General features: G+C 62.4%; 11 protein-coding genes. 6 read left to right on the forward strand and 5 right to left on the reverse strand.

Features of this window, described 5'->3' with window-relative positions:
* Positions 1–33: 33 nt before the first annotated feature.
* A complete protein-coding gene (locus tag LMTR13_RS15495) occupies positions 34–333 on the forward strand; it encodes a hypothetical protein (RefSeq protein WP_156795641.1) in 300 nt (99 codons plus the stop codon).
* A 22-nt stretch (positions 334–355) separates the two neighbouring features.
* Here LMTR13_RS15495 and egtD read toward each other — a convergent pair whose 3' ends face one another.
* Both egtD and egtB read right to left on the reverse strand, forming a co-directional pair.
* Positions 356–1,327, reverse strand: coding sequence for an L-histidine N(alpha)-methyltransferase (gene egtD / locus LMTR13_RS15500; RefSeq protein WP_065728626.1), 972 nt, complete (start codon positions 1,325–1,327; stop codon positions 356–358).
* Between the two features lie 48 nt (positions 1,328–1,375).
* On the reverse strand, positions 1,376–2,626 hold the full coding sequence (gene egtB, locus LMTR13_RS15505; RefSeq protein ID WP_065728627.1) for an ergothioneine biosynthesis protein EgtB: 1,251 nt from the start codon (positions 2,624–2,626) through the stop codon (positions 1,376–1,378).
* Positions 2,627–2,919: 293 nt separating this feature from the next.
* On the opposite strand from egtB, the gene grxD reads away from it, so the two are divergent.
* The 4 genes from grxD to LMTR13_RS15525 are packed head-to-tail and all read left to right on the forward strand — an operon-like array spanning position 2,920 to position 6,420.
* Entirely contained in the window at positions 2,920–3,258 is a 339-nt protein-coding gene (grxD, locus tag LMTR13_RS15510) for a Grx4 family monothiol glutaredoxin (RefSeq protein ID WP_065732718.1), read from the forward strand.
* Positions 3,255–3,809 carry an O-acetyl-ADP-ribose deacetylase gene (locus tag LMTR13_RS15515; RefSeq protein ID WP_065728628.1) on the forward strand — a complete coding sequence of 185 codons (555 nt, stop codon included), beginning with the start codon at positions 3,255–3,257 and terminating at the stop codon, positions 3,807–3,809. The genes grxD and LMTR13_RS15515 overlap by 4 nt, the downstream gene beginning before the upstream one ends.
* 42 nt (positions 3,810–3,851) lie before the next feature.
* On the forward strand, positions 3,852–5,135 hold the full coding sequence (locus tag LMTR13_RS15520) for a serine hydrolase domain-containing protein (RefSeq protein WP_065728629.1): 1,284 nt from the start codon (positions 3,852–3,854) through the stop codon (positions 5,133–5,135).
* The gene (locus LMTR13_RS15525; RefSeq protein WP_065728630.1) at positions 5,116–6,420 is read left to right on the forward strand and encodes a serine hydrolase domain-containing protein; all 1,305 of its coding nucleotides are present in this window, start codon (positions 5,116–5,118) and stop codon (positions 6,418–6,420) included. The genes LMTR13_RS15520 and LMTR13_RS15525 overlap by 20 nt, the downstream gene beginning before the upstream one ends.
* An 11-nt stretch (positions 6,421–6,431) precedes the next feature.
* Here the strand turns inward: LMTR13_RS15525 and LMTR13_RS15530 are convergent, their stop codons facing one another.
* Positions 6,432–7,916, reverse strand: coding sequence for a GH1 family beta-glucosidase (locus LMTR13_RS15530; RefSeq protein ID WP_065732719.1), 1,485 nt, complete (start codon positions 7,914–7,916; stop codon positions 6,432–6,434).
* Positions 7,917–8,113: 197 nt separating this feature from the next.
* On the opposite strand from LMTR13_RS15530, the gene LMTR13_RS15535 reads away from it, so the two are divergent.
* Positions 8,114–9,709, forward strand: coding sequence for a glycoside hydrolase family 17 protein (locus LMTR13_RS15535; RefSeq protein WP_236843470.1), 1,596 nt, complete (start codon positions 8,114–8,116; stop codon positions 9,707–9,709).
* A 25-nt stretch (positions 9,710–9,734) separates the two neighbouring features.
* Here LMTR13_RS15535 and LMTR13_RS15540 read toward each other — a convergent pair whose 3' ends face one another.
* Together LMTR13_RS15540 and LMTR13_RS15545 are read right to left on the reverse strand one after the other, a co-directional pair.
* Positions 9,735–10,802, reverse strand: coding sequence for a threonine aldolase family protein (locus LMTR13_RS15540; RefSeq protein ID WP_065728632.1), 1,068 nt, complete (start codon positions 10,800–10,802; stop codon positions 9,735–9,737).
* 41 nt (positions 10,803–10,843) lie between these two features.
* Positions 10,844–11,989 carry an alpha-hydroxy acid oxidase gene (locus LMTR13_RS15545; protein WP_065728633.1) on the reverse strand — a complete coding sequence of 382 codons (1,146 nt, stop codon included), beginning with the start codon at positions 11,987–11,989 and terminating at the stop codon, positions 10,844–10,846.
* Positions 11,990–12,062 lie beyond the last annotated feature (73 nt).

Here is a 12,062-nt window from a genome sequence, read left to right on the forward strand (position 1 = left end):
CCCACGGGGGTGCCGTGGTGGGAATACGCGCCTATGAAACAGAGCGAAGCAAGAGTACGGATTATTGAAGAGTGGGACCGCTGGATATTGACGCGGGCGATCGAGCCGGACGGACCGACTGGAAAAGACTCGTTGAAATTTTTCCACGAAATGCAGGACGCAGGATCTCCGCTGCTGGATTTCCAGTCCCGCGGACAGGACAAGTGGCGGATCATTCACGCGTGGCTGTTGGGTGCAGACCGGTTGTCCGACGACTGGATATCTGTCGCCCCCCGCATTGCGCCAACGCGCAGACCGCGGCCGGACCGCAGGCGGTCCGTCTGCAAGACGTGAGCAGCAAGCCCGCGACCAATTTTCAGGCTGACGCCATCAGCGCGTGAACCGAAAACATCTGGTCGCGGTCGGTCCAGGATTCCCGCACCGACCAACCCGACTCGCGCGCCAACACGGTGAAGCGGTCGAGACTGTATTTGTAGCTCGACTCGGTGTGGATGCTCTCGCCGGGACGGAATGAAAAATTCCGTCCCAGGATGCGCACGCTCTGCGCCTTCTTGGAAATCAGATGCATCTCGATGCGATGCCGCTCGCGATTGTAGATCGAGCGGTGCATGAAGGCGGAGACGTCGAAATTGCCGCCGAGTTCGCGGTTGATGCGGACCAGAACGTTGAGATTGAACCGCGCGGTGACGCCGGCAGCGTCGTTATAGGCGTCGTACAGCACCCGCTCGTTCTTCTCGAGGTCGACGCCGATGATCATCTGTGCGTCTTCGCCGAGAATATCGCGCGCGCTGCGCAGGAAGGCGCGCGCCTCGTGCGGCTCGAAGTTGCCGAGCGTCGATCCCGGGAAGAATCCGACCTTGGGCATGTCGGCGATTTCGGCCGGCAGCTCGAATGGCGCGGTGAAATCGGCGGCAACCGGGTAAACGCCGAGATCGGGAAAATCCTCGCGCAAGCCGCTGGCCTGCGCATTCAGGAAATCACCCGAAATATCGACCGGGACGTAGGCGGAAAAATCGCAGCGCTCCAATAGCAGGCGGACCTTGGTGGTCGCGCCGGCGCCGAATTCGACCAGGGCCGCACCCTTCGGAATGAGTGCGGCGATTTCGTCGCCGCGGCTGCGCAGGATGCCGAGCTCGGTGCGGGTCGGGTAATATTCCGGCAGCACCGTGATCTGCTCGAACAGCTCCGAGCCTGCGGCGTCGTAGAAATATTTCGGCGACAGGCGCTTGGGGAATTGCGAGAGGTTGCCGATCACATCGCCGGCAAAGGCGGACGTCTGCTCGTCGAACGGGAGCGTGTGGGCCAAAGCGGCGGCATGCACATTCATGATACTCTCCTGAACGCGCTTTCCGGCGCGCTTCGATGATCGAAAATGTCAGGCGTAATCGGCGAGGCGCAGCCCCGTGAATTGCCAGCGGTGATGCGGATAGAAGAAGTTACGGTAGGTGATGCGGCTGTGGCCGGCCGGGGTTGCAAGCGAGGAGCCGCGCAGCACCAGTTGATTGACCATGAACTTGCCGTTGTATTCCCCGAGCGCCCCCTCGATGGCACGGTAGCCGGGGTAGGGAGAATAGGAGCTGCGGGTCCACTGCCAGACGATGCCGAAGGCATCGTTGAGCTGACCGGCGCGGGCGGCGACTTCCCATTCCATTTCGGTCGGCAGATGGCGGCCGGCCCAGCGCGCGAATGCGTCCGCCTCGTAATAGCTGACATGGCTGACCGGGGCGGCCGGATCGATCGGCTGCAATCCGCCGAGCGTCATGATCCGCCATTCGCTGTCGAGCTGGCGCCAGTGGCCGGGCGCCTGCCAGCTCTCGCCAGTCGCCGCGGCAAAGCCGTCCATCAGCCAGAGCGTCGCCGTGCCGTAGCCGCCGTCCTGCATGAAGGCGAGCCATTCGGCATTGGTGACGAGGTTGCGGGCGAGCCTGACCGGGCCGACCAGCGCGCGGTGCGCCGGCTTTTCATTGTCGAAATGGAAGCTGTCGTCGGCGTGGCCAACGCTGTGGATGCCCTCGTTGAGGGTGACCCATTCCTCTGCCGAACGGTGCGGCACTGGGAAGCGCCACGACGGATCGTAGGCCGGCGGGATCGGGTTCTGGGCAAAGGCGTGCAGGATGTCGGTCAGCATCAATTCCTGATGCTGCTGCTCGTGGTTGAGGCCGACCTCCACCAGCGGGACCAGTTTTGCGAGGCGCTCCTCGCCGGCGGTCTGGAAGAATTTTATCACGGCGGCATCGACATGCCGGCGATAGGCGGTGACTTCGTCCGCGCTCGGGCGGGTCAAATGGCCGCGCTGGTGACGGGCGTGCCGCGGTCCGGCGCTGACATAATAGGAATTGAATAGAAACGCATAATCAGGGTGGAACGGCTGGTAACCCTCGCAGTGCTCGCCGAGCAGGAATTGCTCGAAGAACCAGGTGGTATGGGCGCGATGCCATTTGGCCGGGCTAGCGTCCGGCATCGACTGTATGAGCTGGTCCTCGGGGCTCAAGGGAGCGGCCCGGCGCTCGGTCTCGCCGCGGACGGCCAGATAGGCTTCCGCCAAGTTCTGGGCGAGGGCGCCGGAATCGGAGAAAAGTGACGGTGCGGGGGTCGCGAACGCGGCGGCGGCTACTGGTTTCGTCACGGGTATCTCCGTTCGAAGGAGAGAACGTTAGTCCGGGAAACTGGTTCCCGGCGGGCAGTCCGTCCTAGATAGGGGCTCTGTTCCGGGAAAAAAGCCTGCCCCCGCTATGATATTAATGCTGTCAGACTATGGGTCAGGGGTGCCCGAGCCGGCCCCGAGCATGCCAGCTCTTCGCCATTTTACTTTGGATGCACAATCGTTTGGGCTACATATATGGCATGTATCCGGGTTAGGTGGACGAGCCGGCCCGTAAGGCGACGCCGCAGGGGGCAGAGCCCCAAAAGGAAGCAAATATGAGCATTGAACAATTCATCGACAACGAAGTGAAGTCGAACGACGTCGTGCTGTTCATGAAGGGCACGCCGCAGTTTCCGCAGTGCGGTTTCTCGGGGCAGGTGGTCCAGATCCTCGACCACGTCGGCGTCGGCTACAAGGGGCTGAACGTGCTGGAATCCGCCGAGCTTCGCAACGGCATCAAGGAATACTCGAACTGGCCGACCATCCCCCAGCTTTACGTGAAGGGCGAATTCGTCGGCGGTTGCGACATCATCCGCGAGATGTTCCAGGCCGGTGAATTGCAGCAGCTCTTTGCCGACAAGGGCGTCACCCTCAACGCGGCGGCTTCCGCCTGAGCGGCACCGCGCGCCGGGTCGGCCAGGCGCGGTTGGAAGTCGTTGTTGCCGACATTACGACGCTGCGCGTTGACGCCATCGTCAACGCGGCGAACTCGTCCCTGCTCGGCGGGGGCGGCGTCGATGGCGCAATCCATCGGGCGGCCGGACCTGAACTGCTTGCCGAGTGCCGCACGCTGAACGGCTGCGCGACCGGCGACGCCAAGATCACCCGAGGATACCGGTTGCCGGCCAGCCATGTGATCCACGCCGTAGGGCCGGTTTGGCACGGCGGCACTGATGGAGAGGAAGGGCTGCTCGCTTCCTGCTATCGGCGCTCTCTCGAGCTCTGCCAGGCCAACGCGCTCTCCTCTCTGGCCTTTCCCGCGATCTCTACGGGCGTCTATCGCTTCCCTGCCGACCGTGCGGCGGGCATCGCAGCCGCAACCGTCGTCGATGGACTGGCCGCGGCGCCTACCGTGACAAGGGTTATCTTCTGCTGCTTCTCCCGCGACAGCGCTCGGTTGCATGAAGAGGCGCTGGCAGCCTTTGGCAGCCCTTGCGCCGACTAACGGCGCAGCTACACTCCTGTCCGAATTCCGGAGGGGGTTCCAATGAACTCACGTCAATTGCGGCGCGTGCTTGTCTGCGGCGCGCTAATGCTCGTTGCAGTGCCACAAGTCCGTGCCGATGGCACGTTCGATATTCCCGCCGGCGCGCGTTTCAACAAGGACAAGCTTGCGAAGATCACCGAGTTCTTCAAGAACGAGGTGACGAACGGCAAGATCGCCGGTGCGAACGTTCTGATCCAGCAGCACGGCAAGCCAGTCTATCACGAAACCTTCGGCGTTCAGGACGTGGAGTCCAGGAAGCCAATCACCGACAAGACGATCTTCCGCCTGTTCTCGATGACGAAAGCGATCACGTCGGTCGTGGCCATGCAATTGGTCGAGGACGGCACGATCAAACTCGACGATCCCATCTCAAAGTACATTCCATCCTTCGCGAATGTGAAGGTTGGTGTCGAGAAGAAGAACGAGGATGGCACCAAGACGCTCGAACTGGTGCCAACGATCCGGCCGATGACCGTCCGTGACCTGATGGTGCATACGTCAGGGATCACCTATGGCTTCTACGGCGACAGCCTGGTCCGCAAGGCCTATGCGGCCGCCAATATCTATGAGGGAGATTTCGATCTGGCCGGGTTCGCCGAACGGATCGCCAAACTGCCGCTGCACAATCAGCCTGGCGCGCTCTGGCAATACGGTCATTCCACCGACGTCCTGGCGCGCGTGATGGAGGTCGCGTCCGGAAAATCCCTGCTCACGATCATGCGTGAAAGGCTGCTCGATCCGCTCGGCATGGTCGACACCGGCTTCTACATCACCGATCCGGAGAAGCAAAAGCGGATCGCGCTGCCGGTGCCCAACGACAGCAACTTCCGCGTCGGCCGCGACACCAACCCGACCAACGTCAAGAAGATCGAATTCGCCAGCGGCGGCATGTACTCGACCATGGCAGATTACCGCCGCTTTACGCAGATGCTGCTCAATGGCGGCACGTTCGAGGGCAAGACCTATCTGAAGCCCGAAACGTTCAAGCTGATGACGACCGACTATGTCGGCCCCGGGTCCGGGGTCGAGCGGGATTATTTCTATTTCCCGGGGGACGGCTTCGGAATGGGCCTCGGGCTTGCGGTGCGCACCGATCCCGGCAATGCCAAGCCGCCGCCGCCGGGATCCCTTGGCGAATTGAAATGGGATGGCGCCAGCGGCTGCTATTTCGTGGTCGACCGCAAGCAGGACATGTTCTTCGTGCTGCTCGAGCAGACTCCGACGGAACGCCAGCGCATCCAGCGGACGCTGAAGCAGTTGGTCTATGAAGCGCTGGAGAACTGATGGCGCCACCGGGCGCTGCCTTGCTGCGGCGGCGCTCGTGGGTTCCCTGATCGGCGGCCATCCGCATGAGGCGCGGGCCGAGCCGAAAGCGCCGGCCGCGCCAACTTTTTCGCGCGCGGCCCTTGACCGGATCGGTGACCACGTTCGCAACGAGATCACGACCGGCAAGATTCCCGGCGCGGTGCTTCTGATCCAGCAGCACGGCAAGCCGGTCTATTTCGAATGTTTTGGCGTGCGGGATCCGGCGTCCAGCCAGCCGATGACGCGGGACACGATTTTCCAGATCTATTCGATGTCGAAGGCCGTCACCTCGGTTGCCGCGATGATGCTGGTCGACGACGGCAAGCTGGCCCTCGATGATCCCGTGTCGAAATACATTCGCTCCTTTGCGGACGCAAAAGTCGGCGTCGATCTTTCCGATGAAGCAGGAAAGTATCCGCTCAAACTCGAGCCGCTGAAGCGCCCGATCACGATCAGGGATCTGCTCCGGCACACGTCGGGTATCACCTACGGTTTCTTCGGCGAAACCGCGGTGCAGAAACTCTATGCCAACCCGCAATTGTACGCCGGCGACTTCGACAACGCCGAATTCGCTGACCGCATCGCGACACTGCCGCTCGCCGATCAGCCTGCAACACGTTGGAACTACAGCCACTCGACCGACGTGCTCGGCCGCGTCGTCGAGGTGGTCTCGGGGCAGACGCTATCTCAATTCGAGAAGCAGCGACTGTTCGACCCGCTCGGCATGTCCGAGACCGCATACTATGTCACCGATAAAACGAAATGGCCGCGCATTGCCCAGCCATATCCAGTCGACCGCTTTCGGGTGGCCGGAATCGGCGACCCGACGGTGCCGCGGCGATGGGAATCCGGTGGCGCGGGTCTGGTCTCGACGGCCGCCGACTACGCCCGGTTCCTGCAGATGCTGCTGAATGGCGGCAAACTGGACGGCAGGCGGTACCTCAAGCCCGAAACAGTCGCGCTCATGACGTCGGATCAGATCGGTCCGGAAACCAGGATCATTCACGATCCCTTTTATTTTCCGGGCCCGTCCAGCGGCTTCGGTCTTGGCTTTGCCGTGCGCACCTCACCGCCGCCAAACACCACATGGCCGCTCGGCGAATACCGGTGGGATGGCGCAGGCGGCAGTTTCTATTTCGTCGATCCGCAGGACGACTTGCTCGTTGTCTTCATGGTGCAGGCGCCTACGCAGGGCGGACGAATTCAACTGGCGCTAAAGACGATCATGTATGAGGCGCTCGGCAAGGGCCTGCGCAAGGATTGACAATCGTCTGATTACGCCACCGCGTTTCGAGCGATCGTCTCGCGATAGAAAGCCGCGCTCAGTTTCGGCGTACGCCGCTTGGAATCGAAGTCGACGTGGTAGATGCCGAAGCGCTGCTCATAGCCGTCGGACCATTCGAAATTGTCCATCAGGCTCCACAGGAAGTATCCGAGCACGGGCACGCCCTCGGATGTCGCACGCTGCAACTGTGTCAGGTAGTTGCGCAGGTACATGATGCGATCGACGTCGTAGATGGTCCCATCCGCGGCCGGCTGGTCGCTGCCCGACGTTCCGTTCTCGGTGATATAGATCGACTTCACGTTCCACAGTTTGGCGACATGGCGCGGCACCCAGTAGATGGCCTCGGGGCCCGGCCTGAGCCAGCTCGCTTTCATGTGCGGAAACGAGGCGGGAAACGGCGCCAGCGTGAAGCCGCGCTCGTTGTCGGCGGCAACGACATAATGGTCGGGCGTGTAGACGTTCAGCCCGACGAAATCGATCGGGGATGAAATGACGCGCAGATCATCGGCGGTGAATTTCGGCGCGTCGTTGCCGGCCCGCGCCAGATATGCGTCCGTGTATTTTCCCTCTAGCATCACGGTCAGATAGCCGGCGTTGAGTTCGCGCGTCGCGATCTCGGCCGCACGGATGTTGGCCGGCGTTTCGATGGCAGGGATGCAGCTCACGGCATTTTCCGCCGGACCGACTCGGGTTCCGGCGCGCCCATGTGCGCGAATCGCCTGAACCGCGAGACCATGTCCCAGCGCGACGTGGTGACGGACCTGGTTCAATCCTGATTGCGGTAGTTTGAGGCCCGGCGCGTCGGCGCCAAGGCCGTGGCCGAGATGAACGAGCCTGGAGCATTCGTTGATGGTGAAGAAATGCTTCACGCGGTCGCTCAGACGGGCAGTGACATGGGCTGCGTAGTCCGCGAATGCCTTTGAGGTGTCGCGCGAGGTCCAGCCGCCGAAGCGATCCTGCAGCGCCTGCGGCAGGTCCCAATGATACAGGGTTGCAAACGGCTCGATGCCGTTCGCCGACAATTCGTCGACAAGGCGGCTGTAGAAATCGAGGCCTTTTGGATTTGCCGATCCGGTCCCCTCCGGGAAGACGCGCGGCCATGCGATCGAGAATCGATAGGCTTTTACGCCCAGCGACTTCATGAGCTGGATGTCTTGCTTGTAGAGACGATAATGGTCGGTCGCGGTGTCGCCATTGCTGCGATCGGAGATGGTGCCGGGCGTGTGGGCAAAGCGGTCCCAGATCGACGGCCCGCGGCCGTCTTCGTTGACGGCGCCTTCGACCTGATAGGCGGAGGTTGCCGTGCCCCACAGAAAGCCGCTCGGAAAATCCGACGGGGGGCGCTGATTCTGTATTCCGGTCGCTTGATCCGATTGAGCCGTACTGGACCTGGCCGACAGCATCATCGACAATCCAAACGCCGACGAGCCTGCAAGTCCGCCAAATTGTCGCCGGGAAAATCTCTTGAATGGCATCATTTCACTCGTCGAAGCGGGATCAATTTTGAGCAAACAAAGCTCACTTTTGAAGGAGCCTAATATCACCGCTTCCGTACTCTCGCGCAATTGTACACACGGCGGGCTCAGCGGGTCGACATGCGTGCCGCGCACGGCTAAACAGGCTCATCTATTCGTCTGTCAGGGGAGCAGGACTAATCGGCTTTCGCACGCCGCTGGCGCTTTTGTTTCTATCGCTGGGCATCATTGTCGCGGCGTGGTGGTGGCTGGCCACGCCGGTGGCGCTGACGCGCGCGCCGATCGATGATGCATCGAAGCTGGAATGCGTTTCCTACGCACCGTTCCGCAACGATCAGACGCCGCATGATCCGACGCTCATCGTCAGCCCGGAGCAGATCGCGGAGGATCTGAAGGAGCTTGCCAAAGTCTCCAAATGCATCCGCACATATTCCATCGATAACGGGCTGGACAAGGTGCCCGAGCTTGCGTCCAGGGTCGGATTGAAGGTTCTGCTCGGCGTGTGGATCGGGCGTGATCGCGCGAAGAACGCCCAACTTTGCGACATTGCGGTCTCGCTGGTGAAGGATCATCCCGGCACGGTCGCGGCGCTCATCGTCGGCAGCGAAGTGCTGCTGCGCGGCGATATGACGGTGGGCGACCTTCGTCAAACAATCCAGACGGTCAAGCCGCGCGTGGATGTTCCGGTAACCTATGCCGATGTCTGGGAATTCTGGCTGCGTTACCGCGAAGTGGCCGCTGATGTCGATTTCGTCACCGCCCATTTCCTGCCTTATTGGGAGGACCTTCCGCCGCGCGCCGAGGATGCGGCCGCGCATGTGGATGATGTCCGCAAGCAGGTCGTCGCGGCCTTTCCTGGCAAGGAGATTTTGATCGGCGAAACCGGTTGGCCAAGCCACGGGCGGATGCGCGACGGCGCGCTGGCTTCCCGCGTCAACCAGGCACGTTTCATTTCCGAGATTCTCGAACGGGCAAGACGCGACAAGTTTCGCGTCAATCTGTTCGAGGCCTATGACGAGCCATGGAAGCGCCGCTGGGAAGGAACGGTGGGTGGCTATTGGGGCCTGTTCGACGGAGCCGAACGCAAGCTGAAATATCCGGCCGGCGTGGCCATCAGCAACTACCCGTTCTGGAAGCTGCAGATGGCAGGTGGGCTGTTGCTCTGCATGGGCGTATTCGCGGTTGCCTTCTTCACGCCGAAGCGGCGGCTGGCGTCGCCGTCCCTGGCATCATGGGTCGCGGTCGCCGTATCCGCGACCGCCGGCGGGATCTTGCTGGGCATCAGCATCGACAAGATGCTCCAGGAAAGCTACGGGCTTGGCGGTTGGCTGGTCCAGGGTTTTCTGCTGACGGCGGCCGTGACGGCGCCGCTGCTGTCCAGCTACGCGCTGATGTCGGGTCAACGGCTTCCGGCGTTTCTTGAAGTATTGGGACCGCCCAAGGGCCTGACCCCGCTGTTCTTGAGCAACATGCTCGGCGTTATGCTGATCGTGACGACGCTCATTGCCGCGCAAACCGCGCTCAGCCTGATATTCGACGCGCGCTGGCGCGACTTCCCGTTCGCCGCACTGACCATGGCCGTGGTGCCGCTCTGGACGTTGGCGTTTCTCAACGGCTCGAAATCCGGCGAGCGGGCACTCTCGGAAGCCGTGTTTGCCGGGCTGTTCGCCCTGGCGGCGGTCTATATCGTCTTCAACGAAGGCTTTCAGAACTGGCAGGCGATGTGGACCGGCGCGACCTATTTGCTGCTCGGCAGCGCGCTGTGGCGGGCGCGCACGCCTGCTGCTGTCTGAGTTCACGGCCTCGGGCTGACGTCTCTTACGCCCCGCGGACGATCTCGCGCACCAGCCCGACGGTCTCCTCGATCATCGCAGCACTGACGTCGAGATGCGTGCAGGCGCGAATGCGGCCGTCCATCATGGCGAGCAGCACGCCGCGCTTGCGCAAGGCCTCGACCATCTTGTCGCCCGCGATGCCGGCTCCATCAGGCTTGAAGAACACCAGGTTGGTCTCGGGCTCTTGCACCTCGATGCCGTCGATCTGCGACAGGCCCCGCGCCAGTGCCCGCGCATTGGCATGATCGTCGGCGAGGCGGTCGACGTGATGGTCGAGCGCGTAGACGCAGGCTGCGGCGCAAATGCCGGCCTGCCGCATCGATCCGCCGAGGCGCTGCTTCCAGCGCCAGACATCGTCGATGAAGGCGCGCGAGCCCGCAATCACGCCGCCGATCGGCGCGCCGAGGCCTTTTGAGAAGTCGATCCAGGCCGAATCCCAGCCCGCGGCCATGTCGCGCGCCGATATCCCGGTCGCGACGCAGGCGTTCAGCAGCCGCGCGCCGTCCATATGGGTGATCAGCCCATGCGCCCCGGCGATCTCCACGATTTCATCCAGCGCCGCTTTTTTCCAGATCGTGCCGCCGCCGATATTGGCGGTTTGCTCGACGCTGACGACCGTCTGCGGCGGCTGGTAGCGCGAGCGCGGGTGCAGTGCGGCGCGGAATGTTTCCGGCGCGAACTGCCCGTCCTCGCCCGGCAGCGGCATGATCTGGAAGCCGCCCAGCGCTGCATGCGCGCCGCCCTCACGCGCGATGATATGGGCGGTGGCGTGGGCCAGGATTTCATCGCCCGGCCGGCAATGGGCGAGGGTGGCCGCGACGTTGCACATGGTGCCTGACGGCATGAAGACGGCGGCTTCCTTGCCGAGCAGGTCAGCCACGCGCTCGCACAGCAAATTCACGGTCGGATCGTCGCCGATCTGCTCGTCGCCGACTTCCGCCCGCGCCATCGCCTCCCGCATCGCGGGTGTGGGTCGCGTCTGGGTATCCGACAACAGATTGATGCGAATGGGATCGGCCTTGGGATCGCGCTGGGCAGGGGTGTAGTGCATGGCAGTTTCTCGTCTCTTTCAACTTGATGGCGGGACAGAAATTATCTGAACCGCAGATTTTCGCGAGAGAGCTGATTGATCGCGGTGCATCCCATCAGCTTCATTCCCCGCTCGAGTTCCGACCGCATCAGGTCGAGAGCCCGCTCGACGCCGGCCTGGCCGGCTGCCGCGAGAGGATAGAGATAATAGCGTCCAACGCCTACGGCCTTGGCTCCAAGCGACAACGCCTTCAAGACATGGGTGCCCCGCTGAATTCCGCCGTCCATGATCACGTCAATTCGACCGCCGACCGCATCCACGATTTCGGCCAATTGATCGAATGGCGCACGCGAACCGTCCAACTGCCGGCCGCCATGATTGGAGAGCACGATGCCGGTGCAACCGATCTCGACGGCGCGCCTCGCGTCCGCCACCGACATGACACCCTTCAGGCAGAAGTGCCCGTTCCATAGCCGGACCATTTCAGCCACATCGTCCCAGTTCATGGAAGGATCCAGCATCTCGGTGAAATATTTGGAGATCGACAGCGCGCCGCTGCCCATGTCGACGTGCTGGTCCAGTTGCGGAAGCTTGAACCGCTCATGCGTGAGATAATTGATGCCCCAGGCCGGCTTGATCCCGAACTGGTACATCCCGGCAAGCGTCAGCCGAAATGGAATCGAAAAGCCGGTGCGCTTGTCGCGCTCGCGGTTGCCGCCCGTGATGCTGTCCACGGTGAGCATCATCACCTGGACGCCGGCTTCTTTCGCGCGTTGCATCATCGCGCGATTGAGACCGCGATCCCGATGATAATAGAACTGATAAACCTGCGGCGTGTCGTGGGCCTTGCGCAGCTCCTCCAGGCTTACCGTGCCGAGCGAGGAGACGCCGAACATCGTGCCGTACTTCGCCGCAGCGGCGGCGACGGCGCGTTCGCCGGCGTGGTGGAACAGGCGTTGCAGTGCGGTCGGAGAACAATAGATCGGGATGGCGAGCTTCTGGCCCAGGACCGTCACCGACAGATCGACGTTTTCGACGCCGCGCAGCACGTTGGGTACCAGGTCACAGCGCTCGAAACTCGCGGTGTTCTGGCGATGGGTCACCTCGTCGTCAGCCGCGCCATCGATGTAATCGAAGATAGGACCGGGCAGCCGCCGGCGCGCCAGCCTGCGGAAATCATGAAAGTTGTGGCAGTCGCGCAAGCGCATGTTGATCCCGCATTGGTGCAAGCCCACAGCGAGGCTCGCGTTGAGACGACGCCATACTCGCATACAAAAAGGC

This window comes from Bradyrhizobium icense (assembly GCF_001693385.1).
In the GTDB taxonomy this organism is placed as follows: domain Bacteria; phylum Pseudomonadota; class Alphaproteobacteria; order Rhizobiales; family Xanthobacteraceae; genus Bradyrhizobium; species Bradyrhizobium icense.

Excerpts from the sequence above, each read along its gene's own strand:
- LMTR13_RS15495 (WP_156795641.1), top strand. The coding sequence starts at position 34 with ATGAAACAGAGCGAAGCAAGAGTACGGATTATTGAAGAGTGGGACCGC.
- egtD (WP_065728626.1), bottom strand. The coding sequence starts at position 1,327 with ATGAATGTGCATGCCGCCGCTTTGGCCCACACGCTCCCGTTCGACGAG.
- LMTR13_RS15545 (WP_065728633.1), bottom strand. The coding sequence starts at position 11,989 with ATGCGCTTGCGCGACTGCCACAACTTTCATGATTTCCGCAGGCTGGCG.
- grxD (WP_065732718.1), top strand. The coding sequence starts at position 2,920 with ATGAGCATTGAACAATTCATCGACAACGAAGTGAAGTCGAACGACGTC.
- LMTR13_RS15540 (WP_065728632.1), bottom strand. The coding sequence starts at position 10,802 with ATGCACTACACCCCTGCCCAGCGCGATCCCAAGGCCGATCCCATTCGC.
- LMTR13_RS15530 (WP_065732719.1), bottom strand. The coding sequence starts at position 7,916 with ATGCCATTCAAGAGATTTTCCCGGCGACAATTTGGCGGACTTGCAGGC.
- LMTR13_RS15520 (WP_065728629.1), top strand. The coding sequence starts at position 3,852 with ATGAACTCACGTCAATTGCGGCGCGTGCTTGTCTGCGGCGCGCTAATG.
- LMTR13_RS15525 (WP_065728630.1), top strand. The coding sequence starts at position 5,116 with ATGAAGCGCTGGAGAACTGATGGCGCCACCGGGCGCTGCCTTGCTGCG.